At 73.6% G+C, this 23,893-nt stretch carries 23 protein-coding genes; 10 read left to right on the top strand and 13 right to left on the bottom strand.

Annotation, left to right across the window (positions count from 1 at the left end; genetic code table 11):
• Positions 1–52: 52 nt before the first annotated feature.
• Positions 53–1,297, bottom strand: a complete 1,245-nt coding sequence (locus ACY34K_RS22110) for an MFS transporter (protein WP_462749692.1) — start codon at positions 1,295–1,297, stop codon at positions 53–55.
• A 174-nt stretch (positions 1,298–1,471) separates the two neighbouring features.
• The gene (locus tag ACY34K_RS22105; protein WP_462749690.1) at positions 1,472–2,134 is read right to left on the bottom strand and encodes an HhH-GDP family DNA glycosylase; all 663 of its coding nucleotides are present in this window, start codon (positions 2,132–2,134) and stop codon (positions 1,472–1,474) included.
• Positions 2,135–2,318: 184 nt separating this feature from the next.
• Here ACY34K_RS22105 and ACY34K_RS22100 point away from each other — a divergent pair, with 184 nt between their 5' ends.
• On the top strand, positions 2,319–3,548 hold the full coding sequence (locus ACY34K_RS22100) for an ROK family protein (protein WP_462749689.1): 1,230 nt from the start codon (positions 2,319–2,321) through the stop codon (positions 3,546–3,548).
• 156 nt (positions 3,549–3,704) lie between these two features.
• Here the strand turns inward: ACY34K_RS22100 and ACY34K_RS22095 are convergent, their stop codons facing one another.
• Positions 3,705–4,280 (bottom strand): DUF4865 family protein, encoded by a 576-nt coding sequence (locus ACY34K_RS22095; protein WP_462749687.1) that lies wholly within the window; start codon positions 4,278–4,280, stop codon positions 3,705–3,707.
• A gap of 32 nt (positions 4,281–4,312) precedes the next feature.
• The gene (locus ACY34K_RS22090; RefSeq protein WP_462749685.1) at positions 4,313–4,930 is read right to left on the bottom strand and encodes a TetR/AcrR family transcriptional regulator; all 618 of its coding nucleotides are present in this window, start codon (positions 4,928–4,930) and stop codon (positions 4,313–4,315) included.
• 193 nt (positions 4,931–5,123) lie between these two features.
• Between ACY34K_RS22090 and ACY34K_RS22085 the strand changes: the two genes are divergently transcribed.
• On the top strand, positions 5,124–5,390 hold the full coding sequence (locus tag ACY34K_RS22085; protein WP_462749683.1) for an SHOCT domain-containing protein: 267 nt from the start codon (positions 5,124–5,126) through the stop codon (positions 5,388–5,390).
• Positions 5,391–5,520: 130 nt separating this feature from the next.
• On the opposite strand, the gene ACY34K_RS22080 is transcribed toward ACY34K_RS22085, so the two are convergent.
• Positions 5,521–6,054: an ATP-binding protein gene (locus tag ACY34K_RS22080; RefSeq protein ID WP_462749681.1), complete on the bottom strand. Its 534-nt coding sequence runs from the start codon at positions 6,052–6,054 to the stop codon at positions 5,521–5,523.
• A gap of 239 nt (positions 6,055–6,293) precedes the next feature.
• Positions 6,294–6,617 carry a hypothetical protein gene (locus tag ACY34K_RS22075; protein WP_462749680.1) on the bottom strand — a complete coding sequence of 108 codons (324 nt, stop codon included), beginning with the start codon at positions 6,615–6,617 and terminating at the stop codon, positions 6,294–6,296.
• A gap of 196 nt (positions 6,618–6,813) precedes the next feature.
• Here ACY34K_RS22075 and cds1 point away from each other — a divergent pair, with 196 nt between their 5' ends.
• A complete protein-coding gene (gene cds1 / locus ACY34K_RS22070; RefSeq protein WP_462749808.1) occupies positions 6,814–7,947 on the top strand; it encodes an L-cysteine desulfhydrase Cds1 in 1,134 nt (377 codons plus the stop codon).
• A gap of 100 nt (positions 7,948–8,047) precedes the next feature.
• Here the strand turns inward: cds1 and ACY34K_RS22065 are convergent, their stop codons facing one another.
• The 3 genes from ACY34K_RS22065 to ACY34K_RS22055 are packed head-to-tail and all read right to left on the bottom strand — an operon-like array spanning position 8,048 to position 9,884.
• Positions 8,048–8,530: an SRPBCC family protein gene (locus ACY34K_RS22065; RefSeq protein WP_462749679.1), complete on the bottom strand. Its 483-nt coding sequence runs from the start codon at positions 8,528–8,530 to the stop codon at positions 8,048–8,050.
• A gap of 50 nt (positions 8,531–8,580) precedes the next feature.
• Positions 8,581–9,051: an SRPBCC family protein gene (locus ACY34K_RS22060; protein ID WP_462749676.1), complete on the bottom strand. Its 471-nt coding sequence runs from the start codon at positions 9,049–9,051 to the stop codon at positions 8,581–8,583.
• Positions 9,048–9,884, bottom strand: coding sequence for a DeoR/GlpR family DNA-binding transcription regulator (locus ACY34K_RS22055; RefSeq protein WP_462749675.1), 837 nt, complete (start codon positions 9,882–9,884; stop codon positions 9,048–9,050). Before ACY34K_RS22055 ends, ACY34K_RS22060 begins: the two co-directional genes overlap by 4 nt.
• A 200-nt stretch (positions 9,885–10,084) precedes the next feature.
• Here ACY34K_RS22055 and ACY34K_RS22050 point away from each other — a divergent pair, with 200 nt between their 5' ends.
• Positions 10,085–12,535, top strand: a complete 2,451-nt coding sequence (locus ACY34K_RS22050; protein ID WP_462749673.1) for a hypothetical protein — start codon at positions 10,085–10,087, stop codon at positions 12,533–12,535.
• Here ACY34K_RS22050 and ACY34K_RS22045 read toward each other — a convergent pair.
• The 3 genes from ACY34K_RS22045 to ACY34K_RS22035 all read right to left on the bottom strand — a co-directional run bounded on the left by ACY34K_RS22045 (position 12,505) and on the right by ACY34K_RS22035 (position 16,364).
• On the bottom strand, positions 12,505–14,943 hold the full coding sequence (locus ACY34K_RS22045) for a right-handed parallel beta-helix repeat-containing protein (protein WP_462749671.1): 2,439 nt from the start codon (positions 14,941–14,943) through the stop codon (positions 12,505–12,507). The two genes, ACY34K_RS22050 and ACY34K_RS22045, sit on opposite strands and share 31 nt — an antisense overlap.
• A gap of 127 nt (positions 14,944–15,070) precedes the next feature.
• Entirely contained in the window at positions 15,071–15,673 is a 603-nt protein-coding gene (locus ACY34K_RS22040) for an Rv1733c family protein (RefSeq protein ID WP_462749669.1), read from the bottom strand.
• Between the two features lie 211 nt (positions 15,674–15,884).
• A complete protein-coding gene (locus tag ACY34K_RS22035) occupies positions 15,885–16,364 on the bottom strand; it encodes a DUF6643 family protein (protein ID WP_462749667.1) in 480 nt (159 codons plus the stop codon).
• Positions 16,365–16,613: 249 nt separating this feature from the next.
• Between ACY34K_RS22035 and ACY34K_RS22030 the strand changes: the two genes are divergently transcribed.
• On the top strand, positions 16,614–17,957 hold the full coding sequence (locus ACY34K_RS22030) for a TerD family protein (protein ID WP_462749665.1): 1,344 nt from the start codon (positions 16,614–16,616) through the stop codon (positions 17,955–17,957).
• Positions 17,958–17,963: 6 nt separating this feature from the next.
• On the opposite strand, the gene ACY34K_RS22025 is transcribed toward ACY34K_RS22030, so the two are convergent.
• The gene (locus tag ACY34K_RS22025; RefSeq protein WP_462749664.1) at positions 17,964–19,139 is read right to left on the bottom strand and encodes a glycosyltransferase; all 1,176 of its coding nucleotides are present in this window, start codon (positions 19,137–19,139) and stop codon (positions 17,964–17,966) included.
• Between the two features lie 58 nt (positions 19,140–19,197).
• Between ACY34K_RS22025 and ACY34K_RS22020 the strand changes: the two genes are divergently transcribed.
• The 5 genes from ACY34K_RS22020 (at position 19,198) to ACY34K_RS22000 (ending at position 23,793) form a co-directional block, all read left to right on the top strand.
• Positions 19,198–19,983 carry a glutamate racemase gene (locus ACY34K_RS22020; protein ID WP_462749662.1) on the top strand — a complete coding sequence of 262 codons (786 nt, stop codon included), beginning with the start codon at positions 19,198–19,200 and terminating at the stop codon, positions 19,981–19,983.
• 83 nt (positions 19,984–20,066) lie between these two features.
• Complete coding sequence (locus tag ACY34K_RS22015) at positions 20,067–20,657, top strand: hypothetical protein (RefSeq protein ID WP_462749659.1); 591 nt, start codon at positions 20,067–20,069, stop codon at positions 20,655–20,657.
• Between the two features lie 46 nt (positions 20,658–20,703).
• Positions 20,704–22,293: an apolipoprotein N-acyltransferase gene (gene lnt, locus ACY34K_RS22010; protein ID WP_462749657.1), complete on the top strand. Its 1,590-nt coding sequence runs from the start codon at positions 20,704–20,706 to the stop codon at positions 22,291–22,293.
• 29 nt (positions 22,294–22,322) lie between these two features.
• Positions 22,323–22,805 (top strand): NUDIX hydrolase, encoded by a 483-nt coding sequence (locus ACY34K_RS22005; protein ID WP_462749655.1) that lies wholly within the window; start codon positions 22,323–22,325, stop codon positions 22,803–22,805.
• 55 nt (positions 22,806–22,860) lie between these two features.
• A complete protein-coding gene (locus ACY34K_RS22000) occupies positions 22,861–23,793 on the top strand; it encodes a 3-hydroxybutyrate dehydrogenase (protein WP_462749653.1) in 933 nt (310 codons plus the stop codon).
• Positions 23,794–23,893 lie beyond the last annotated feature (100 nt).

Genomic DNA, 23,893 nt, shown 5'->3' with positions numbered 1-23,893 from the left:
CAGCGTGCACCCGCTCCGGGGGAGGTCGGGGGCCGGTCGGTGCCGGCCCCGGTCAGCCGGTGCCCTCCGCGGCCGTGCGTGGCGGCGACGCGTTGCGGGCGGCGTACCCGATGAGGGCCGCACCGCCGGCCAGGATCGCCACGGTCGTCAGCGCGAGCGGCAGCGAGAGCCAGTCGGCCAGGAACCCGATCGTCGGCGGGCCCAGCAGCATTCCGCCGTAGCCCAGCGTCGAGGCGGTGGCCACACCGGCCGGGCCGGCCAGGGCGCCCGCGCGGGCGACCGACACCGGGAAGATGTTCGCCAGGCCCAGACCGGTGATCGCGAAACCGAGGAGAGCGAGCCACACGGTGGGCGCGAGCGCGCCCAGCAGCATGCCGACCGCCGCCGTCGCCCCGCCCGCGACCAGTGTCCGGGTCTGGCCGAGCCGCTCCAGCAGCGCCGTCCCGGAGAGCCGTCCGATCGTCATGGTGAGGGCGAACAGCGCGTAGCCCGCGGCCGCGAGGCCCGGATGGGCCCGCAGGTCCTCCTCCAGGTGGAGTGCGCCCCAGTCGGCCAGCGCCCCCTCGCCGTACGCCGTGCAGAGCGCGATCACCCCGAAGACGGCGACGAGACGGCGGGTGCGGCCGTCGAGCCGGCGCGGGGCCCGAGCGCCGGCGGCGGGCAGGGTCTCGGGCAGGACGGGGGAGGGGCGGCGCAGTAGCGCGGGACCCGCGAGGGCCGTGATCAGGAGACCGGCGGCCGCCAGGCCGAGCAGGTGGGTGCGTGCGGAGAGGCTGCCCGCGACCAGGCCGCCGAGTCCGGCGCCGAGCATGCCGCCCAGGCTGAAGGCGGCGTGGAAGGCGGGCATCACCGGGCGGCGGAGGGCCGCGACGACATCGACGGCCGCGCTGTTCATGGCCACGTTGATGCCTCCGTAGGCGGCGCCGAACACCAGCAGGACCAGGCCCAGCGCGAGCGCCGAACCGGTCAGCGCGGGCAGCGCGATGCTGATGCTGAGCAGTGCGCCCGAGGCGACGGTCACGGGGTGACTGCCGAACCGCCGGCAGAGGCGGCCGGTGAGCGTCATGGTCACGACGGCCCCGGCGGAGACGCCGAGCAGGGCGAGCCCCAGGTCAGCGGCGGACGCGCCGGTCTGCTGCTTGATGGCGGGGATGCGGACGACCCAGCCGGCGAACAGGAAGCCGTCGAGGGCGAAGAAGACGGTGATGGCGAGGCGGAGGCGGGAGAGGGAGTGCGCCGAGGGGTCCGGACCGGAGGCCCCTCGCGCCGTCGTCCCTACTTTGTTTAGTAGCGGCACAAACTCAGGATAGGGGTGACCGGCGCGCCGTTTCAACCGAGCGGACGGGAGGCCCGGTCAGCGACCCGCGCGCAGCCTGTCGCGGCCCGGGCGGTGACGCGGCCACCTCCCCGCGGCCCAGCCACCTCCCCGCGAACCCGGTCAGCGATCCGCGCGCACCTCCTCCGCGGCCGGTCAGTGACCCGCGCGCACCTCCACCGCGGCCCGCCGGTCCAGCGTGACGCGCACCAACGCCGCTGCCAGCGCGGCCACTTCACCCTTCCCGACCAGTCCGGCCAGCGCGTCCGGGTCCGCCGGGAGCCCCAGCCGCTTCGCGCCGTCCAGTGTTCTGCCGTCCAGACAGGGCACCAGTTCCGGCCAGACCGCCTGCACCTCGCGCAGGAAGATGTCGGCGCCCGCCGGGCCGATCCCCGGCACCTCCCGGAGCAGTGCGCGCAGTGCGTCCGGGTCGCCCTCCGCCCTCTCGCGAAGCCGCCGCAGATCGCCGCCGTACTCGTCGAGCACCAGCTCGGCGGCGTCCCCGAGCTGCGTGGCCGTCCGCTCGTCGTAGCGCCGGTAACCGCCCTCGCCGAGCGCGTCCACCCGTTGCTGCCAGGAGGCCTCGCGCATGCTCCGCGCATCGCGCATCCCGGCTTCGAACAGCGCGCGAGCCGCCGCGACCGCCGTGGCCGCCCGGATCCGCGCGCTGAGCAGATGGGCGAGGACCAGCAGCTGGTAGAGCGGCTGCGGAGTGTCCTTCAGCCGGATCCCCGCCTCTTGCGCGTACGTACGCCCCAGCTCGGCGAGGAGCTCGCGTACCGTCGCCTGCTCGTCGGTCCTGCCGCCGGAGCGTGCCATCGTGCCTCCCCGAAGCGATCCCGTCCGGTCCGGCCGGTGCGGCGTGGGCCCGGTCGGGGTCCGGTCCGCGGTCCGGTCCGCGGTCCACGTGCCGTCCGCAGTACCCGGCGGGCCCGGACCAAAACGGCGGGAGGACCCGACCGGCCCGTCTGCCCGGCACCTGGATCATGGGAGACTCGCCCCCATGAACGGCAAGGCGACCACGACCAAGACACGGCTGGACAGGGGCCGCGGCGCGCTCGGCCCCGCCCTGGAGCTGGTGCACACCGGCCGCGCGCCGACCCGCGCCGTGCTCACCGCGGAGCTCGGCGTCACCCGCGCGACCGCCGGTGCCGTCGCCGCCGAACTCGAAGCCCTCGGCCTCATCCGTGTCGACTCCCGCCCGGGCGCCGCCGCCGGCTCCCAGGGGCGCCCCTCGCACCGGCTCCTCGTCGAGGAGAACGGGCCGGTCGCCCTCGCCGCACAAGTCCACGCCGACGGCTTCCGCGCCGCCCTCGTCGGCCTCGGCGGCCGCATCGTGGCCACCGCACCGGGCTGCGTGACCGTCACCGCCGACCCGGCGCAGGTCCTGGGCGCCGTCGTCGAAGCGGGCGCCGCGCTCCTGCGCGAGAGTGGCCGGCGCTGCGTCGGTGCCGGACTCGCCGTCCCCTCCGCGGTCGCCGAACCCGAGGGCACCGCGCTCAACCCGCTGCACCTCGCCTGGCCCGCCGGGGCCCCCGTCCGCGACATCTTCGCCGAACAGGTCCGGGCGGCCGGTATCGAGGGACCCGCCTTCACCGGCAACGACGTCAACCTCGCCGCCCTCGCCGAGCACCGGCACGGCGCCGGCCGGGGCGCCCAGCACCTGCTGTGCGTCGCCACCGGCCACCGCGGAGTGGGCGGCGCACTCGTCCTCGACGGCCGCCTGCACACCGGCAGTTCGGGCCTGGCCCTGGAGGTCGGCCACCTCACCGTCAACCCCGAAGGACGCGCCTGTTACTGCGGAAGCCGGGGCTGCCTCGACGTCGAGGCCGACCCGCTCGCCTTCCTCACCGCCGCCGGGCGCGCGCCCGGACCCGAGGTGTCCCTGCTCCAGCAGGCTCGCGACCTGCTCCGGACGGAGGGCGGCGAACCGGGTGTCCGGGCGGCCACCGACGAACTGATCGACCGGCTCGGACTCGGGCTGGCCGGTCTGGTGAACATCCTGAACCCCGACCGGATCATCCTCGGCGGCCTGCACCGCGAACTCCTCGCCGCGGACCCGGAACGCCTGCGCGCCGTCGTCGCCGACCGCAGTCTGTGGGGCCGCAGCGGCGGCGTGCCCATCCTGGGCTGCACGCTCGACCACAACAGCCTCGCCGGAGCCGCCGAACTGGCCTGGCAGCCGGTGCTGGACGACCCGCTCGCAGCCCTGGGCAGACCACCGGCCGCCTGACGGGAGCGCACCCCGGACCGCGGGCGCCCGTGGGACGAGGGGCCCGGGTCGCTTGATCCGGGACCCCGCCCGCTCATCTCACGGGCGTGCGCAGCCACCATCCGGCGGCCCGGGGGACGTAGCCGAGAGGCGTGGGGCCGAGCGCCTCCCGGACGCTCACCACTGCCGGCCCCGCCGGAGCCGGTCGCGCCCGGGTGTGGACAGATGCAGCACCCGGTAGACGTCCTCCCCGTCCCGCAGGACCTCCGCCGCCGCCTCCCATGACGCCATCAGGGTGAAATGCACGAGCTCCCACCGCAGGGGGTCGACGGCGACCGCAGCGGCCACCACCCCGTCCTCGCCGGCCGTGCGGCGCTGCGCGCCGAGCGCCTCCTCGACCGCCCGGGCCGGCTCCTCCGCCTCGCCGATCCGCACGCGGCGGCGGATCGCGGCCCCGGGCACGGCCGCGGCCGACGGTCCCTCCTCGTAGCCGAGGACCGTCCAGTTCAGGACCGCGGGGCGGCCGAAGTCGTCGATCAACGCCTGGAAACCCGGCCCCCACAGGAACGAGTGCATCCCCTCGGGAGCGGCCCACAGGTAGAACGGCGCGTACTGGTTCACCGGCGAGCCGTCCCCGCGCTCCCGCACCAGATACGCCTTGAGCCCCAGCCCGGGGAAGTCGTCCAGCAGGTGTCCCCTGGTCGCCACCCGGTGGTGGATGATCCCCATGTCGTAGTCGGCGGGCAGCGTCATCTGTACTGCATCGCATGCATCGGGACCGCTCCTCAGACGCGGGGGGCCGGGCCGGGTCCGCTCGGTCCCCCGCCCCCGTCGGCGCTGGGTGCGCGGACATGGCCCAGCAGCCCCAGAAGCCCCCGCACGGCGGTGTCGAACGCGGCGGTGGAGCCGGACGCCCGGGCCAGCACATAGCCGCCCTGCACGGTCGCGACGATCGTCGCGGCCGTCTGCGCGGCGTCGGCCGGACCGGAGAGTTCGCCGCCGTCCAGACCCTCCTGGACGATGCCGGCGAGGCGGCCGCGCAGCCAGTCCAGGGTCTCGTCGACCGGTGCGCGCAATGCGTCGCTGCCGATGACGTCAGGGTCCATGGTGAGCCGCCCGACGGGGCAGCCGCGCAGCACGTCGCGCTCGCGCAGCAGATAGGCCTCGATCCGCTCGTACGCCGTTCCCGGGCCGGCCAGCGCGCGTTCGGCCGTGGCCCGCGTCTCCTCGGCCGTCCGTCGGATGGCTGCCAGAGCCAGGTCGGGCTTGCCCCTGAAGTGGTGGTACATGCTGCCCTGGCCCGCGCCGGACTGCTGCTGGATCGCCTTGGGGCTGGTCCCGACGTATCCCCGTTCCCACAGCAGCTCGCGCGTGGCCTCGATCAGACGCTCAGGAGTACTCATGATCCAACTGTACATACCAGTAGGTACAGAAGGGTACTCCCCGCGTGGTACCTCGGATGCCGCTGCCCGTACGACGACGGCGCTCCCCTCAGGAGCCAGTCTCGGAAGCGACGGAGGAAAAGCGGCCGGCCGCGCGGCCGGCCACGTGACCGGCAGACCGGTCCGTCCGTGTGACACAAAGGAGCTGACCGAGATGAACACCCTCGCCCACGACGGACCAGGCCCCTGGGTTCTGTTCTTCCCCCTGTTCTGGGCCGCCGTGGCCTTCCTCGCCTTCAGGGTGCTGCGCCGTGCGGGACGGCGCCGTCACCACCGGGGCCGGCTCGTCGACGAACATTCGCCGATCGCACTCCTCGGGCACCGCTTCGCGGCCGGGGAGATCGACGAGGACGAGTACTGGCGCCGGCTGTCGGTCCTCGACGAGCAGTTCGGCCGCAAGGCCGGCGGCGATACGGCGTGAGCCGGCGGCGGCACGGTGCGCCCCGCGTGTCACCGCCGCACCCGCCACGGCCGGACCGGCCGGACGGGCCCGCCCACCTTTCCGCCCACCGGGTCGGCCCACCGGGTCGGCCCCGCCGGGCGACCGGCGGTCAGCTCGCCACGGCCGACCGGGCGGGTACGTGGCCGCGCACCGCGTCCACGGGGTCCTCGAACGGCACGGGCTCGGTGAACGGCCCGGTCGTGGCCGCCCCGTACACCGGCAGGGGCGGCAGGGCCATCGGGGTGGAGGACGGAGCCGGAAGGGTGAACCAGACGACCTTCCCGGACTCACCCTGGGGCCGGGCGCCCCAGCTCTCGCTGACGGCCTCTATCAACGCGAGACCGCGTCCCGAAGTGGCCATCGGGTCGGAGGTGTTGACCGTCGGGAGGCGGGGGTCGTGGTCGTGGACCGACACCGTGAGCCGGTCGAGCAACAGCTCGATCTCCACGGTGCACACCTTGTCCGGCTGGGCGTGCTGGTGAACGTTCGTCAGGAGCTCGGTCACACCGAGCGCCGCTTTCTCGATCAGACCATCGAGATTCCAGTAGCGCAATTGCGCCGACACGATTCTGCGGACCTGACCGATCCGCGACGGCAGGGCTTGGAGCTCTACCGTGCACTGCCTGCTTGCCTGGCTGATCACGGCTGCGACTCCCCGAAATGAGGTCCGGAAGAAGACGGAGATCGGATCCAGTAGTTGGCTGGCTCTTTTGGTCCGGCGGGCTGGATCGCAGCGTCACCGCCGGTGCACCCTGAGTGATGTCAGTCCAGCGTGGACCAGGGGGGACCGCTCCGCAACTCGCGGCAAACGGTTTCCCACCGGTCTCCGCCGTCGAAGCTGCGCGGTGGGGCCCGTTGGGGCGGCACCGTCACGGCGGCACCTCAGTCCCGGCCGCCGCCCGCCCTGTGCACGGCCTCGAGGAAGCGGCCGGCCGCCGCCGTAGCCGCCCCGTCACGGTGCTGTGCCCGCTGTCCCATGGTCAGGCGGTACCGCGTGCCGTTGAGCGTGGCGACCGTCGCCCCGTGCCCGGCGAACCATGGCCGGCTCGCCCTGACGGCCCGGACCGGCGCACTGTCGATCACCCGCCCGTAGCTGGTGAGCAGCGCCAGCCTGCCGTCCTTGATCAGCACCTCGCCCGCACGGGTCAGTGACCGCGGCCACCGCTCGATCCGTACGCCCGTGGCACTGAATTCGGGCTCAGCCATGAGCTAACCGCCCCCTTTGCACCGGCTCCTGCCGGTCAGTCTGCACAAGTACGCGCTTCTGCACCAGTGTGCGTCGGCGGACCGGCCTGCAAGTGTTCCCTATGGGTCATCAAAGTCATCGTTTGTGCAGGTGAGCGAGGTATGTTCGAGTTGGGACCGCAGTGGAGGAAGACGAGGAGTGGCGCGCGTGAGCACCATCGAGCAGGCTGAGCCGACCGGGACGAGTGGGCCCGTGGTCACGATCGACGTGGACCGCAGCGACCCGGAGTACCGGCGGTGGCTGAAGGACGCCGTACGCAAGGTCCAGGCGGACGCCAACCGGTCCGCCGACACGCACCTGCTGCGTTTCCCGCTGCCCGAGCGGTGGGGGATCGACCTCTACCTCAAGGACGAGTCCACCCATCCCACCGGCAGCCTCAAGCACCGGCTGGCGCGATCCCTCTTCCTCTACGGCCTCTGCAATGGCTGGATCCGGCCGGGCAAGCCCGTCATCGAGGCGTCCAGCGGCTCCACCGCCGTTTCCGAGGCGTACTTCGCGAGCCTCATCGGCGTGCCGTTCATCGCGGTGATGCCCCGCACCACCAGCCCGGAGAAGATCCGGCTCATCGAATTCCACGGCGGCCAGTGCCACTTCGTGGACGACTCGCGCAGGATGTACGAGGAGGCCGCCGCTCTCGCCGTGAACACCGGCGGCCACTACATGGACCAGTTCACCTACGCGGAGCGGGCCACCGACTGGCGGGGCAACAACAACATCGCGGAATCGATCTACCAGCAGATGCGGCTGGAGCGTTACCCCGAGCCCGCCTGGATCGTCGCCACGGCCGGCACGGGCGGTACGTCGGCCACCATCGCGCGATACGTGCACTACATGCAGTACGACACCCGCGTCTGCGTCCCCGACCCCGAGAACTCCTGCTTCTTCGAGGGGTGGACCACCGACAACCCCCGCGCGGCCAGCGACTGCGGCTCCCGGATCGAGGGCATCGGCCGGCCCAGGATGGAACCGAGTTTCGTGCCCGGCGCCATCGACCGCATGATGAAGGTGCCCGACGCGGCGAGCGTGGCCGCGGTACGGGCCCTGGAGAACGCCATCGGACGCAAGGCGGGCGGCTCGACCGGAACCGGGCTGTGGAGCGCGTTCAAGATCGTCGCCGAGATGGTGGCGGCGGGCCGCACCGGCAGTGTCGTCACACTGATCTGCGACCCGGGCGAGCGCTATCTGGACAAGTACTACTCCGACGCGTGGCTGGCCGAACAGGGCCTGGACATCGGCCCGTACAGCGCGACTCTCGACGAGTTCCTGGCGAGCGGCGTCTGGCCGGAGTGAGTCGCGGGGGTGCCCGCTGCGGGGGACTCGCGGCGGGCGCCCGCGACGCCCGGGCTCACACGGCGGAGAATCGCGTGCCGGAGGGGCACCCGGCGAAGCTTCAAGCGGTGGGGGAGGAGGCCAGTCTCCGGTCGAGGTTGCGCATCGCGTCCCGGAACGAACGGCCCACACCGCCCCGCGTCAGCCGCATCACCAGCCGGAACAGCACGCCGCCCTCGGCCGCCATCGTCCACCGCACCCGGGTGCCCGATCCGGCCGGGCTCAGCAGCCACTCCTCCAGCAGGGCGCGCACCCCGGGAGCGTTGGTCTCCTCCACCCGGTACGCGTAGCGCTCCGCGGCATCCGTCACCAGGATCCTCTCCCGGAGCACGACACCGCCGCGCAGCCGTATCTCACGGCCCGCGCCGCCGGCGATCGGCCGCGCGGCGGCGATCGCCGTGAACCAGGACGGGCTGTCCGCCACGTCCTCGGCGAGCGCCCGGTAGACCGCCGACGGCGGCGCGGACACATCGACGGCGTACACCAGGCGCAGGGGAGCGGAGTCGAGGAAGTCGAGCCGTACCGGGCGGAGTCGGCGTGCCATGGATCGCACCTCCAGGGAGAGACGGGGGCGCAAGCCTAGCTGACAGCCCGTCAAATGTCCCTGGCAAGGAGCCCGTCCAGGGCCCGCCCGAAGACCAGCCGCCCGCCCCGCGCCAGCAGCCCGTCACACCACCGCGGCAGCCACCGGAGGGCGAGCTCCTCCCGCCACAGCACCCAGCTCCCGCCCGACGCCGTCCCGTACACCGTGATCTCGGCCCAGCCGGTGACCACGCGCCCGTGCTTCACCAGCCGGCACCGTCCCACCGCGGGCGCCGCCCCGGCCCTCGCCCCGTCTCCGCTCCCCGGAGGCTGCCACCGCACGATCTCCATCGGGTCGTCGAAGCCGAACCGGCCCACGCCCGAGCGGGCCGTGAACCGCGTCCCGGAACGCACCGGGCCCGGCGTGATCACCGTGATCCGCGTCAGGGGCACCCGCTCGGCGTGCGCCGGCCAGTCCGTCACCCGACGCCACGCCTCGCCGGCGGACAGCGGACTGCGGCGGGCGACCCGGAAGAAGGTCATCCGGCGTCCGTCCCGTCCTCACCCGCGACCACCAGGCCCGGCAGGTGGTCCGCCATCTCCTCCCGCACCCGGTCCGACACACCGGCGTCGGTCACCAGCGCGTCCACCTCGTCCAGCCGCGCGAACGAACTCAGCCCGACCGTCCCCCACTTCGTGTGGTCGGCCACCACCACCACGCGCCGCGCCGACCGCACGAAACGCCGGTTCGTCTCCGCCTCCGCCAGGTTCGGCGTCGAAAGACCCGCCTCCACCGAGATGCCGTGCACCCCGAGGAACAGCACGTCGAAGTGGAGCGAGCGGATCGCCTGGTCGGCCACCGGACCCACCAGCGAGTCCGACGGTGTCCGCACCCCACCGGTCAGCACCACCGTCGCCGCTCCCGGCCGGAGCGCACCGCCCGAGCCGGACCGCTGCGCCACGTGGAACACGTCCGCCACCCGCACCGAGTTCGTCACCACGGTCAGATCCGGCACGTCCAGCAGGTGCTGCGCCAGCGCGTAGGTCGTCGTGCCGCCCGACAGGGCGATCGCGCTGCCCGGCACCGCCATCACGGCGGCCGCCCGCGCGATGTCCTCCTTCGCCTGGAGCTCCAGCGACGACTTGGCCTCGAAGCCCGGCTCGTGCGTGCTCGCCTCGACGACCGGCACCGCGCCGCCGTGGACCTTTTCGATCACTCCCTGCCGCGCGAGCGCGTCCAGATCACGGCGCACGGTCATGTCGGAGACGCTGAGCCGGCGGGTGAGCTCATTGACCCGCACGCCGCCCCGGCGCCTCACCTCGTCCAGGATCAGGGCGCGCCGCTGCTCCGCGAGGAGGTTCTGGTTGTCGCTCACCGCAGGGGCCGGTCCTTCCATGTCGTCAACACCGCTGGCCAAGGGTGCTCATCCTGCCACGGACCCCCCGGTGGGAGACCAGGGAGAGATTCGGTAACGGCGCTGCGGACGGGCTGCCCGATCCACGATTCTGGTCATCCGGTCACCCACGTGCACCCCGCACCCGTAACCGTCCCACGCGCAGAGAGCGAGCCACCCACGTGCCTCCTGCCACCCCGGAGCCCCAGCGCCCCGGCGCCGCGCTCGAACTGCTGGTCCACGGCGTCGGTGGAGCCACCCCGCAGGACATGCTCGACGACCCGCGCACCGTGCGGGTGACGGGCGACGAGACCGCGGCCATGCACCGGCGGACCGACGACCGGTACGCCGAGAAGCAACCGGAGCGCTTCCGCCACGGGCCCGTGCAGGAGGCCTACTGCTGGTCCAACCTCACCTCCGGCAACGGCGCCCGCGCGCTGTGGCTGCTGCTCCTGCCCTTCATGGTGGCCAACCTGGCCCACTGGATGCGCCCGCCGGCCGACGGCAGCCGCCGCACCGTCCGGCTGTACGGCGTGCTGGTACGCCTCCTCGCGCTCACGCTCACGGTGCTGCTCACCGCCGCCGTCTGCGAGGTGGCGCTCGATCTTGCCGCCTGGCAGTGTGCCGGGGCGGCCGCCTGCGCCGAGGAGCGGTCCTGGCTGGGCTTTCTGTCCGTCGCCCGGGGCGGCTGGTGGTCCCAGCCCGGCCGTCGCCTCGCCGTCGCCGCCCTCGTTCCCGCCGCCCTGGTCTGGCTGCTGTGGTACCTGTCCAACCGCACGTGGAGCGCCTACGAGGCTCAGCGACCGCCCCGCGGCGAGCAGGGCGGCGAGGCTGGGCGGGACGGCACCGGCGGTGAGCAGGGCGGCGAGGCTGGGCGGGGCGGCACCGGCGGGGAGAGGGGCGGCGACGGCAAGGCCCCCGCCGACGAGCGGCCCGCGCTCGGCCGGCCCGGCTTCTGGTACGGCCGCCGCCTCGTCGCCCGGCTCCGCGCCGCCCACACCGCCGCGGGCTTCCTCACCGTCGCCGCGGCCGTCGGAGGCGCCGCCGCCCGCTACGACCGCGGCGCCGAGAGTCTCACCCGCGAGGTGTTCGGCTGGGCCCTGGAGGGCGCCCTGCTGGCCGGCGGCGCCGTCGTCGTCGTGGTGGTGTGCCGCCGCGGCCGCAGCGAGCGCCGCCTCGACAACCGGCTCGACCGGGCCGTCGTGACCTGGCTGCCCGGCGCCTCCATCGCCGTGCTCGTCCTCGCGATGCTGTACGCCGCGTGGCCGCGCCCCGGCTGGCTCTCCACCGGAACCCTCCCCGGAGACGTCACCTTCCGGGTGATCGTCCTCGCCCAGGGCGCCCTCGTCCTCGCCATGGCCGCCGCCGCCCTGCGCCTGCACCGCCGTGCCCCGCACCCCCGCACCGTCCTCCACGGCCTCGGCGGCCCCGCCGTCGCCATGCTGGCCTGCGCCCTCGGCGGGGTCATGACCGGCGGCGTCGCCCAGCGCGTCGCCGACTGGCTGGACGGCCCGAGCACCCCCGGCATGGGCACGGGGCCCATCGTGGGGCCGCCCGTGCTGCTCAGCTGGCAGGCCTCCGTCATCCCCGTCCTGCTGCTCCTGCTGCTCGTCCCCGCGCTCGTCCTCACCGTCCGGACCGCCCTCACCGCCCGTCGTCTGGCCACCGTCGTCGAGGCCGACTACGAGGGCGAGAAGCCCGATCCGGTCCGCACCCGGAGGATCGCCTCCACCCGGGCCCGGGCCGCCCTCACCGACGTCGCCCCCGTCATCGTGGGCATCGTGTCCGGCTCGACCCTGCTGTTGGGCGCGGGCGCGGTCGCCGGCGCCTGGCTGAGCGGCAAGGTGCCCGGCAAGGCCTTCGCCGGGGCGCACCCGGTCATCGAGGGCGCCGCCGAGTCCGCGCAGGCCCTCGGCTCCTGGCTCATCGGCTTCGGTTTCATACTCTTCGTGACCTGGGGCCGGCGCGCCTACAAGGACGCCTCCGCCCGGCGCACCATCGGTATCCTCTGGGACGTCGGTACGTTCTGGCCGCGCGCGGCACACCCCTTCGCCCCGCCCTGCTACGCCGAGCGGGCGGTCCCCGACCTCGCCTGGCGGATGTCGTCCTGGACCGGCCGCACCGGCGGCCGCCTGGTCATCTCCGGCCACTCCCAGGGCAGCGTCCTCGCCACCGCAGCGGTCTGGCAGCTGCCCGCCGCCACCCGCCGCCGGGTCGCCCTGCTCACCCACGGCTCCCCGCTGGAGCGGCTGTACGGACGGTGGTTCCCGGCCTACTTCGGCCCAGGCCCCCTCGGCGCGCTCCACCGCGAGCTGCACTGCTGGCGCAACCTGTGGCGGCACACCGACCCCATCGGCGGCCCGGTCAACCTCCCCGCCGAGGGCGACAAACCGGAAGTCGACCACCGTGCGCTGAGGGACCCGGTCGTCTACGGCCGCACCCACGAACACCCGCTGCCCGAACCGATACTCGGCCACTCCGACTACCGGGCCGACCCGGTCTTCGCCAAGGAACGCACCGTACTGCTCGACCGGCTGCCACCCGCCCTGCCCCTGCCGGTCCCCCAGCAGCGCGCGGAGCTGTCGAGGCCCGAAGACGGCCCCTACGACAGCTCGGGAAGGTCCTCCGGGTAGAGCAGGCTCAGGTCGTCGGTGCTCGCCTCCACGAGCTCGGCGACCCGGCCCGCGTGCCGTTCCACCATCGACTCGAACGTCTGCCGCGCGCTGCGGCCATTGCCGAAGGCGGGCCCCTTGGGCAGCTCCGTGAAGTACTTCAGCAGCGCCTCGGCCGTGCCCGCGCCGAGCCGGTACTCGTGCTCCTCCGCCTGCTGCTCCACGATCCGCAGCAGCTCGTCCGGCAGGTAGTCGCTGAAGGTGATGGTGCGTGAGAAGCGGGAAGCCACGCCGGGGTTGACGGTGAGGAACCGCTCCATCTCGGCGGTGTACCCGGCGACGATCACCACCACCGCGTCCCGGTGGTCCTCCATCAGCTTCACCAGGGTGTCGATCGCCTCACGCCCGAAGTCGCGCCCCGAGTCCTCCGGCGACAGCGCGTACGCCTCGTCGATGAACAGCACCCCGCCGCGCGCCCGGTCGAACGCCTCCTGGGTGCGGATCGCGGTCGAGCCGATGTGCTCACCGACCAGATCGACCCGCGACACCTCGACGAGATGACCCCGCTCCAGCACCCCCAGGGACGCCAGGATCTCGCCGTACAGCCGGGCGACGGTCGTCTTGCCGGTGCCGGGGGAACCGGTGAAGACGAGATGGCGCCGCACCGATGCCGCCTTCAGCCCGGCCTCCTGCCGCTTCCGTCCGACCTCGATCATGTTCGTGAGCGTGCGGACCTCGCGCTTGACGCTGTCGAGGCCGACCAGGGCGTCCAGTTCGCCCAGTACGTCCTGCGAACTGCGCACCTGCTCGGTGGTCGCGGCGGCGGGCGGAACGGGAGCCGCGGGTCCGGCCGCCGGCACCGGGTTCTGCGCCGGGACCGACCCCAGCAGCCCGGTGGTCCGCGGCAGCGGCGCCCCCGTCACCGTCTGCGTCACGGGCGCTCCCGCCCCGGCGGTCAGGACCGCGCTCTCGTCGCTCGTGCAGTCCTCCGCGACCGGCCCGTCCTCACCGAACTCGTAGCCGGCCCGCGCGCACCGCTCCGTGCGGCAGCGACGCAGCGTCGTACGGCAGCCGTCCATCACATGGAAGCCGTAGCCCCCGCTGCCCGTCACCCGGCAGCCGTGGAAGGTCCCGCGGCCCTCGGCGGACACGTAGAACCCGGCTTCGGCGGGGCCGGTGACGGTGCACCGTTCGATCACCGGATCGGCGCCCTTGGTGACGATGACTCCCGTCTGCACGGCGTCGATGGTGCAGCCGTTCAGCGTGCCGCCGCTGCCGTGGTCGCGGAACCAGGCGCCGGTGGACGCCTCCCGGATCCGGCAGTCGTCCAGCTGCGCGGTCGCGCCGTCGCTGACCGACACCGCCGTGTTGCGCACCTGCGACAGATCACTGTCGACGACGTCGGCGCGCGAACCGCGGTCGAGCACGAACAGGGCGTCCGGCACGTCGTGCACCCGGCAGGAGTCCAGCACGGCCGTCGCGCCGTCGCTGACCCACACCGCCGGATAGTCGCCCGTGCTGTCGTGGATCTCGCACTGATTGGCGTCCACCCGTGTCCCGGGGTCCCACACCGACAGGCCGTTCCGCCCGAACCGCCGCACCGTCGACCGGGTCAGCGTCAGCACAGAACGGGACCGCAGGTCCACGGCGTTCTCCGGAACGTCGTGGATGTCGCAGTCGGAGAGCGTGAGCACGGCGTCCGTGTCGAGGGTGATCCCGTCGGCCGACGTGCGGTGCACGGAGGAGTCGGTGAGGTGCGCCGCGGCCCGTGACGCGACCTGGACACCGGTGCCCTTGATCTCGTACACCTCGCAGCCGATCGCCTCCAGGCCGCTGGCCTCGCCCGTGACGGACAGGCCCGCGCCCGACGCGTGGTGGACCCGGCACCGCTCCAGCCGGGGATGCGCCCCGCCGCGCACCGAGACCCCCGACTGCCCGGCCGAGACCACCTCGCACTCCTCGAACACACCGCCCGCGCCGTCCAGTACGCCGATCCCGATGCCGGCCGGATTGTCCACGGTACAGCGCCGCACGGTGGGCCTGGCCGCGCCGCGCACCTCCACACCGACCGCCGAGCGCGTCACGATCCGCAGATCGAGCAGCTCCGGAGTGCCGTCCTCGATCAGCAGCGCGGGCGCCGACGTGTCCTGCCCCTCCACGTGCAGGTCCTGGAGGGTGGCCGAGGCGCGTACCGTCAGTGGTACGCCGTCGGCCGGCGCGATCCGCACGGAGCCGGACGCGCTGTCCGTTCCGCGCAGGGTGACGGCCCGCTGCAGCACGAGGTTCTCCCGGTACGTCCCGGGGGAGAGGGTGAGGACGTCACCGTCCCCGGCGGCCTCCAGGGCGGCGGCGAGAGAAGCGTACTCACCCGTGCGGCGCCGCCACCGCGATGTACCGGTGTGCGTCACCTGGACCGTGCCCTGTGCCATGGTGCTGCTCTGCCCCCACCTCGTCCGTCGCGGCCACGGGCCCGCCGGCCCCGTGCGCCGCGACCCGTGCCTCGCCGCTGAAACGGTCGCACCACCGTAGCGCGCGCGAGGAGGGGGAGTTGACCGGTCAGCTGCCCGCGCCCGTCCTGCCCCAGTCCGGACCGACCCGGGCCCACGCCCGGTCCAGCCGGACGTACCGCTGCTGCACCATCCGCCATACGACGATCCGCCGGGCCGCCTCGATGACGCCGGCCGTCATCAGCGCGGAGCCGATCCCGGCGATCACCGCGTGCTCGTGGGCGGTTTTCGCGCTCATCGGCGGGGTGACGGGACGGCCTTTGCCGTCCGTCCAGATCCGGAAGGTGTCGCCCGGGTCCGCGGTCTGCCGTGCGGTGGTCAGCGTCCCGGAGCGGCGGGTGCCGTCCCGCGCGGTCCACTCCGCGGCGACCGGCCTGCGCGCCCGTTGCTCACTGCTGACGGCGGTCTCCGGGTCACGGGGTACCGCGCTCGCCGGCGGTGCCGGGCCGAGCACGCGGGCCGTCGTCGGACGGCGCTCCTCGTGCTGGAGCCGCACCGACTCCTGGAGCGAGCTCTCGGAGCGGGCGGCGACGAACCACCCGGCGGCCGGGGCGGCGAGACCGAGCAGCAGCAGCGCGACGAGCGCCACCCACGCCTCGGCGAGATCCGTGCGCCGGCACAGGGGATTGTGCCGCCAGTGTCGAAGACCCATGACCGCACGCACCGCGGAGCACCCCCTTCCGTGTCCGTCAACGTGCTTGCGGACCTCCCGGGTTCCCGTGGGGACTCGTTCTATTCGAGGGTCTCGTCCGGGGCGCCCACCCGAAGCGTACTCGGGCTCCCGGGGGCCGGACGGAAGCGCGGGACCGGGTGCGGGAGTCGGCATGACCTCGTCCTGCCGACCGCCCCGGGCCTGCGTCCGGTCAGTATCCGCCGCCCGGGTAGGGGCGGTTGTAGGGGTCGTCGTACGGAGCCGGGCCGGGGCCCGGAGCGGGGCGCGGGGCCGCCGGGCGCATGGCCTCGTACCCGGTGGGGACCGGTCGCATCTGCTGCTGGGGCTGCGGGCCCGGGTAGCCGCGCTGGGCCGCGGGCTGCTGGGGGATGTATGGCGCGGGCGCGTGCTGCAGCGGGGCGTGCTGGAGCGGCGCCGGCTGCTGCACCGGCTGGGGGTAGCCGTACGAGCCGCCGTAGGAAGGGGTGGAGGGGGAGGGCCCGGAGGGGAGGGCGGGGAGGGCCGCGGGCAGCGCCGGCAGGTACGTGTTGCCGGTGTCGTACGCGGAAGGCACTCGGATCGGCGCGATCTGAGGCGTGCCCCGCTCCGCGACGAGGGAGTCGTAGATCGGGGTGTCCGGGAACGACGGCGCGTTGTAGTAAGCGCCGCCGTACGAGCGGGGGGAGGTCATGGCCATAAGTTAAGCCCACGATGTGCTGGTTGGGGAGCCCGATAAGAGGGTTGTTTTATGGGTTCCTGGCGACCGCGGATCCCCAATCAGAGCGAACTTGGGAAAATAGGGCGCGCCGCAGAGCGCCGTTCTTGTAAAGGCCGAGCTGAGGAGGGGTTACCCGCGGGTCGAACGTGGGCCTCCGCATCCTCGGATCAAGTTGGCGGATACATAAATCGCCGGGGTGCCCGGCGGAACGTGGGGGTGATCATGTCCATGCTTAAGGGAGCCAATGTTCCGGTGCCGGAGCGGAGTCTTCGCGTGGAATTGGGATGGCGTTCGCGGCCCGGAGTCCCGGACATCGACGCGTCGGCACTCCTGCTCGTGGCGGGGAAGGCGCGCTCCGACGCCGACTTCGTCTTCTACAACCAGCCGGCGCACGCCTCGGGGGCCGTGCGCCACGAGGGGAAGCGGACGGTCGGCGGCACGGTGACCGACACGATCGCCGTCGACCTCGCGCGCGTGGAACGGGCCGTCGAGAAGGTCGTCGTCGCCGCGTCCGCGGACGGCGCCCCCTTCGGCCGGGTCGACGGCCTGTACGTGCGGGTGCTCGACGCGGCCGACGGCACCGAGATCGCCCGCTACGACAGCCGCGACGCGACCGTGGAAACGGCCTTCGTGCTCGGCGAGCTCTACCGGCGGCAGGGTGCCTGGAAGTTCCGCGCCGTGGGACAGGGCTACAGCAGCGGGCTGGAAGGACTCGCCACCGACTTCGGCATCACGGTCGACGAACCGCAGCGGCCGGTCACTCCTTCTTCTCCGGGCACCCCTTCTTCTCCGGCCGCTCCCGCCCATCCGGGCACCCCTTCTTCTCCGGCCGCCCCGGCGCGCCCGGCACCGACCCCGCCGTTCACTCCCGCCGCCGCACCGTCGCCCCCGCCTCCTCCCACGGCCCCGATTCGGGCGTCCGCGCCCGTACGCCTCACGAAAGTCACCCTGACGAAGGACGCCCCGTCCGTCTCCCTCACCAAGCAGGGCGGCACCTCCGGCGTCATGCACGTCAATCTCAACTGGCAGGTCGGGGGCCGGTTCCAGGGCTGGGGCACCGCGCACGGCGTCCCCGTCGCCCACCCCGCCGGCCTCGACCTCGACCTGTGCGCCCTGTTCGAACTGGCCGACGGCCGCAAAGGAGTCGTCCAGGCCCTCGGCAACGCCTTCGGGGCGCTGCACCAGCCCCCTTACATCCACCTCGACGGCGACGACCGCACCGGCGCCCTCGCGGCGGGCGAGAACCTCACCATCAACCTCGACCACAAAGACCGGCTCCGCCGCGTCCTCGTCTTCGTCACCCTCTACGAGGGCGCCCACAGTTTCGCCGGCCTCCACGCGACCGTCACGCTGCAGCCGCAGCACGGCGCCCCCGTCGAGTTCTCCCTCGACGAATGCGCCGTCCCTTCCACGGTCTGCGCCCTCGCCCTGATCACCCGGCAGAACGGCGACCTCGTCGTCCGGCGCGAGGCCCGCTACCTCGTCCCCGAGCCGGGCGTCAGCCCGCAGCGCACCGTCGACCACGCCTACGGATGGGGCATGAACTGGACACCCGGCCGCAAATGACGCGCCTCACCGGTCCGGTGCCGCCTCAGGGCGCGGATAGGTGCGCCCCTTCCACGCGGCCCCCCGCCCCCGGTAGTGCTGGACCGCCGAGTCCACGGTCATCAGGAGATAGAGGAGCGCCGTGAAGGGCAGCAGCGGCGCCAGTCCCGGCGACTGCCGGTAATAGCGCAGCATCGGCACGTACGACCCGGCCATCACCGCCCATGCCGCCCCGCCCAGCCAGCCGGCCGCCGCGTCCCGCGCGAAGAGTCCGGCGCACAGCGCGACCGGCGGCACCAGGTACACCAGCACCAGCCCCACGACCGTGGCGGCCAGGATCAGCGGATTGTGCAGCAGCTGCGCGTAGGCGCAGCGCGACACCATCCGCCACAGGTCGGACAGCCGCGGGTACGGCCGGACACTGTCCACCCGCTCCGCGAGCCCCAGCCAGATCCGCCCGCCCGCCCGGCGCACCGCCCGCGCCAGCGACACATCGTCGATCACCGCCTGCCGGATCGACTCCGGAACCCGCGCCCGGTCCGCCATCTCCGTACGCAGCAGGACGCACCCGCCCGCCGCCGCCGTCGCCCACGCCCGTTTCCCGTTGATCCACCGGAAGGGATACAGCTGCGCGAAGAAGTACACGAACGCCGGGACGATCAGCCGCTCCCAGCCGCAGGCCACCCGCAGCCGGGCCATCTGCGACACCAGATCCAGCCCGTTCGTGGTCGCCGCCGCCACCAGCTCCCGCAGACTGTCGGGCTCGTGCGCGATGTCCGCGTCCGTCAGCAGCAGATACTCGTGGCCGCCACGCGCGCGTGCCAGCTCGGTCCCGTGCCGCAGCGCCCACAGCTTTCCCGTCCAGCCGGGTTCCGGCGCGCCCGGCGAGGACACCGTCACCGGCGGCCCGCCGTAGCGCACGGACAGCGCGCGGGCCAGGTCCCCCGTGCCGTCCTTGCTCCCGTCGTCGACGAGGAAGATCTCCAGATCGCCCGGATAGTCCTGCGCCAGCAGCGACGGCAGGCTCACCGGCAGCACCTCCGCCTCGTCCCTCGCGGGCACCACCACGGCGACCGACGGCCACCGCGACGGATCCGCGCGGCGCGGCAGACGCTGATCGGTACGCCAGAAGAAGCCCTGCCCCAGCACGAGCCAGGCCCAGGCGGCCAACGATCCCAGGGCGATCCACGCAATGGTGCTCATTCGGTGCAGTGTGCCCCACAACGACGGGAGCGCAAGGGTCGTCGGCTAGGGTGACCGGGTGAAGATCGCGCTCATGGACTCCGGAATCGGCCTGCTCGCGGCAGCGGCCGCGGTGCGCCGGCTGCGGCCGGACGCGGATCTGGTCCTCTCCTCCGACCCCGACGGCATGCCCTGGGGCCCCCGCACCCCCGACGACGTCACCGAACGAGCCCTCGCCGCGGCGCGGGCCGCGGCCGCGCATCTGCCCGACGCGCTCATCGTCGCCTGCAACACGGCATCGGTGCACGCGCTGCCCGCGCTGCGCGCCGAGCTGGAACCGGACATCCCCGTCATCGGCACGGTCCCCGCGATCAAGCCGGCCGCGGCCGGTGGCGGCCCCGTCGCCATCTGGGCCACCCCGGCCACCACCGGCAGCCCCTACCAGCGTGGACTGATCCGCGACTTCGCCGACTCGGTCGCCGTCACCGAGGTGCCCTGCCCCGGCCTCGCCGACGCCGTGCAGTACGCCGACGAGGAGCGCATCGACCAGGCCATCGCCGCGGCCGCCGCCCTCACCCCGCCCGACGTGAGGGCCGTCGTCCTGGGCTGCACCCACTACGAACTGGTCTCCGGGCGCATCCGCGCCGCCGTCCGGCCCCCCGGACTGCCACCGCTCGCGCTGTACGGCTCGGCCGGCGCGGTCGCCGCCCAGGCGCTGCGCCGCATCGGCGCCGCCGCGGCGCCCGACGCGGCCCCCGGCTCCGGCCTCGCCGTCCTGCTCAGCGGCCGGCCCGCCGAGCTCCCGCAGGCCGCGCTCACCTATGCCGAAGGCCGGCTCCTCGGCGCCGTCACCCCCGCTCGCTGAGCGCGCCCCCGTACCACCGCTCACCGCCACGTACGGCCGTCCGCCGGGCGCCGCGAACGCGGACCGTGAGTACGCTGCTACGCATGAGGGACCACTCCCCGAACGAGCGACCTCCCACGGAACCGGTGCCCGAGATCTGGACCGGGCGCGCGACCAACCGCATGCAGTGGCTGCTCGCCGCCGCGGGCGCGGCGTGCGTGGCGCTCGGCGTGGAACTGGCCGTGGACACCGCGTGGACCGCGGGCATCGCCGCACTGCTCATGGCGGTGATCGGCTGTGTCGCGGCCGGCCTGCTCGTCCTGTTCGGCACCATCGCGTTCGTCCACGTCGAGATGACGGTCGACCGGCACGCCCTCGAGGTGCGCTGCGGCCACATGGGCCTGCCCCGCCGCCGCATCCTGCTGGAGCACGTGGTGGACGCCCGGTTCGCCCACAAGGTCACCCCCCGCCAGTGGGGCGGCTGGGGCTACCGCTGGCTCCCGGAGAAGGGCACGGCCGTCGTCGTCCGCAGAGGCGAGGGCATCGTGCTGACCCTCGGCGACGGCCGGACGTTCACCGTGACCGTCGACGACGCCGAGCGGGCGGTCCAGGTGATCCGGCACCGGCTTCCACCGCGCCGGCCGGAGCGGGCCGCCGATCTCGACCTGACCGCGGGACCGGAGAACGGGGTGTGACGAGTCCGGCTCCCGCCCGCACAGCCGCTCGCCGTAGACTCCGCACGTGAGCGCCACCATCACCACCGTCGACGCACCCCTTCCGTCACCCGCCGCACAGCGGTCGCTCCGGTGGCTGGTACGACCCGGAGCGGCGGCACTCTCCGGCGTTCTGCTGTTCCTGAGCTTCCCGCCCCGGCCGCTGTGGTGGCTGGCCCTCCCCGGCTTCGCCCTCCTCGGGTGGTCCCTGCGCGGCCGCCGCCTCCGTGCCGGCTTCGGCCTCGGTTATCTGACCGGGCTCGGTTTCCTCGCGCCCCTGCTGGTGTGGACCGGCGAGGAGGTCGGCCCCGTGCCGTGGCTCGCGCTGGTCGCGGCCGAATCGCTCTTCGTGGCCCTCACCTGCCTCGGCGTCGCAGCCGTGTCACGGCTGCCCGCCTGGCCCCTGTTCGCCGCCGCCGTGTGGATCCTCGGAGAAGCCGCCCGCGCGCGTGTCCCCTTCGGCGGCTTCCCGTGGGGCAAGATCGCCTTCGGGCAGGCCGACAGCCTGTTCCTGCCGCTCGCCGCGGTCGGTGGCACCCCCGTTCTCGGCTTCGCCGTCGCCCTGTGCGGCTTCGGTCTCTACGAGGCGGTGCGCGTGGTCCGGGCCCACCGGACCACCGGCGCCCTGCCGCGCGGGCCGCTCGCGGCGGCGGCCCTGTCCGTCTTCGTCCCCGTCACCGGGGCCCTTGCCGCACTGCCGCTCGTCTCGGACCAGGCGGAGAACGGGACCGCGACCGTCGCCGCCATCCAGGGCAACGTGCCGCGCCTCGGTCTGGACTTCAACGACCAGCGCCGCGCCGTGCTCGACAACCACGCTCGCCGCACGGAGCAGCTCGCCGCAGACGTCAGGGCCGGCAAGGCCCCCAAGCCGGACTTCGTGCTGTGGCCGGAGAACTCCTCCGACCTCGACCCCTACCGCAACTCCGACGCGCGGCTCGTCATCGACCGCGCGGTCAAGGCCATCGGCGTGCCCACCGTGATCGGCGCTGTCCTCACCCCCGATACCGGCGCCCTGCGCAACACACTGATCGAGTGGGACCCGCGGCGCGGCCCCGTCGACACCTACGACAAGCGTCATGTGCAGCCGTTCGGCGAGTACATCCCGATGCGGCCGTTCGTCCGGATCTTCAACAAGGACGTCGACCGGGTCAGCCGCGACTTCGGGCCGGGCCACGAGGTGGGCGTCTTCGACCTCGCGGGCACTCCCGTCGGCCTCGCCACCTGCTATGAGGCGGCCTTCGACTGGGCGGTGCGCGACACCGTCACCCACGGCGCCCGGCTCATCTCCGTCCCGAGCAACAACGCCACCTTCGGGCGGAGCGAGATGACCTACCAGCAACTGGCCATGTCCCGTGTGCGGGCCGTCGAGCACAGCCGCGCCGTCGTCGTCCCGGTCACCAGCGGCGTCAGCGCGATCATCCGGCCCGACGGCACCATCGTCGAGCAGTCCCGGATGTTCACCCCGGACGCCCTCGTCGCCGAGGTGCCGCTGCGCTCCTCGCTGACCCCGGCGACCCGTATGGGCACGCTGCCCGAGGCCGCGCTGGTGGCGCTCGCGGCGGCCGGACTCGGCTGGGCGGCCGCCGGAACCGTACGCCGCCGCCGCGCGGTTTCCTGAGGTCCGGCGCCCGCCCTAGGGTCAGGGGCATGGCAACTCCTGACTTCATCCGGGCCATCCGCGCCAGCGCCGGTCACCAGCTCCTGTTCCTGCCGGGCGTCACCGCCGTCGTCTTCGACGCCGAGGGGCGCGTCCTGCTGGAGCGGCGCGCCGACAACGGCAGGTGGTCTCTCCCCGGCGGCATCCCGGAACCGGGTGAGCAGCCGGCCGCCGCCGCGGTGCGCGAGGTGTACGAGGAGACCGCCGTCCGGTGCGAGGCGGAGCGCGTGGTGCTGGTCGCGGCCCAGCCCGAACCGCTCACCTATCCCAATGGCGACCGGTGCCAGTACATGGACATCACGTTCCGCTGCCGTGCCGTGGGCGGCGAGGCCAGGGTCAACGACGACGAGTCGCTGGACGTGAGCTGGTTCCCCACGGACGCGCTGCCGTCCTTGCGGGAGCCCGATCTCTTCCGGATCAAGCAGGCCCTGACCGACGCACCCACATGGTTCGCCACCACGTCTGTCAGCTGAAGTATGGGCGCGGACCACATCGGTGGCAGCGTCGGCGGTCCTTAAGGTGCGGAACATGACCGCGCTCACCCCGCCCCCAGCCTCCGGCACCGGTCCGGCTCACGATCCGGCCCCCGGCCCGGTCCCGGATCCGGTCCACGGCAGGGGCATCGCCCCGGTGCACGGCACGGGCAACGCCCCGGCCCACGGCCCGGATACCGTCCCGGGGCCCGCCCCGCACTCCGTCGCCCTCGACCTCGGCGGACGCACCGCGCTCGTCACCGGCGCCGCCGGCGGCATCGGCCGCGCATGCGCCCTGCGCCTGGCGGCGGCCGGTGCCAAGGTCCGGGCCGTCGACCGGGACGCCACCGGCCTGGCCGCACTCACCGAACAGGCCCGGGGACTCGCCGGCGCGGTCGAACCGGTCCACCTCGACCTCACGGACCTCGACGCCGCCGAAGCCGCCGCCGCAGGCACCGACATCCTCGTCAACAACGCCGGACTGCAACTGGTACGCCCCATCGAACAGTTCCCGCCCCATGTCTTCCGCACCGTGCTCACCGTGATGCTGGAAGCGCCGTTCCGCCTGATCAGAGGTGCCCTGCCGGACATGTACGCACAGGGCTGGGGCCGCATCGTCAACCTCTCCTCCGTCCACGGGCTGCGCGCCTCCGCCTACAAGTCCGCCTATGTGGCCGCCAAACACGGCCTCGAAGGGCTGTCCAAGACCGCGGCCCTCGAAGGCGCGCCGCACGGCGTCACCTCCAACTGCGTCAACCCCGGCTACGTACGCACTCCTCTCGTCGAAACGCAGATCGCCGACCAGGCGGCAGCCCACGGCATCCCCCGCGAGCGCGTCCTCACCGACGTCCTGCTGAAGGACTCGGCACTGAAACGACTCGTCGAACCGGACGAGGTCGCCGAGGCCGTCGCCTATCTCTGCACCCCCCATGCCTCCTTCATCACCGGTACCTCACTCGCCCTCGACGGCGGCTGGTCCGCGCACTGACGGCCGCCGCCGCCCGGCCGCACTGGCGGTGCCTCCACCCGGCCACACTGACGGCGCCTCCGCACTGACGTCTCGGCCCGGCCGGAAGCGGCCCGGCGGA

This window comes from Streptomyces sp. STAM6, from assembly GCF_054963715.1.
Note: the sequence above shows the minus strand (reverse complement) of the source record. Positions and strands in the feature narration are given on the sequence as shown.

Bases quoted from the DNA above. Each gene is read 5' to 3' on its own strand.
- ACY34K_RS22060 (WP_462749676.1), bottom strand. From the start codon at position 9,051: ATGACCTTCTTCCGGGTCGCCCGCCGCAGTCCGCTGTCCGCCGGCGAG.
- ACY34K_RS22040 (WP_462749669.1), bottom strand. From the start codon at position 15,673: ATGGGTCTTCGACACTGGCGGCACAATCCCCTGTGCCGGCGCACGGAT.
- ACY34K_RS22075 (WP_462749680.1), bottom strand. From the start codon at position 6,617: ATGGCTGAGCCCGAATTCAGTGCCACGGGCGTACGGATCGAGCGGTGG.
- ACY34K_RS22035 (WP_462749667.1), bottom strand. From the start codon at position 16,364: ATGACCTCCCCCCGCTCGTACGGCGGCGCTTACTACAACGCGCCGTCG.
- ACY34K_RS22025 (WP_462749664.1), bottom strand. From the start codon at position 19,139: ATGAGCACCATTGCGTGGATCGCCCTGGGATCGTTGGCCGCCTGGGCC.
- ACY34K_RS22030 (WP_462749665.1), top strand. From the start codon at position 16,614: ATGTCCATGCTTAAGGGAGCCAATGTTCCGGTGCCGGAGCGGAGTCTT.
- ACY34K_RS22065 (WP_462749679.1), bottom strand. From the start codon at position 8,530: ATGGCACGCCGACTCCGCCCGGTACGGCTCGACTTCCTCGACTCCGCT.
- ACY34K_RS22015 (WP_462749659.1), top strand. From the start codon at position 20,067: ATGAGGGACCACTCCCCGAACGAGCGACCTCCCACGGAACCGGTGCCC.
- ACY34K_RS22005 (WP_462749655.1), top strand. From the start codon at position 22,323: ATGGCAACTCCTGACTTCATCCGGGCCATCCGCGCCAGCGCCGGTCAC.
- ACY34K_RS22090 (WP_462749685.1), bottom strand. From the start codon at position 4,930: ATGAGTACTCCTGAGCGTCTGATCGAGGCCACGCGCGAGCTGCTGTGG.
- ACY34K_RS22045 (WP_462749671.1), bottom strand. From the start codon at position 14,943: ATGGCACAGGGCACGGTCCAGGTGACGCACACCGGTACATCGCGGTGG.
- ACY34K_RS22000 (WP_462749653.1), top strand. From the start codon at position 22,861: ATGACCGCGCTCACCCCGCCCCCAGCCTCCGGCACCGGTCCGGCTCAC.
- ACY34K_RS22105 (WP_462749690.1), bottom strand. From the start codon at position 2,134: ATGGCACGCTCCGGCGGCAGGACCGACGAGCAGGCGACGGTACGCGAG.
- ACY34K_RS22085 (WP_462749683.1), top strand. From the start codon at position 5,124: ATGAACACCCTCGCCCACGACGGACCAGGCCCCTGGGTTCTGTTCTTC.
- ACY34K_RS22100 (WP_462749689.1), top strand. From the start codon at position 2,319: ATGAACGGCAAGGCGACCACGACCAAGACACGGCTGGACAGGGGCCGC.
- ACY34K_RS22095 (WP_462749687.1), bottom strand. From the start codon at position 4,280: ATGACGCTGCCCGCCGACTACGACATGGGGATCATCCACCACCGGGTG.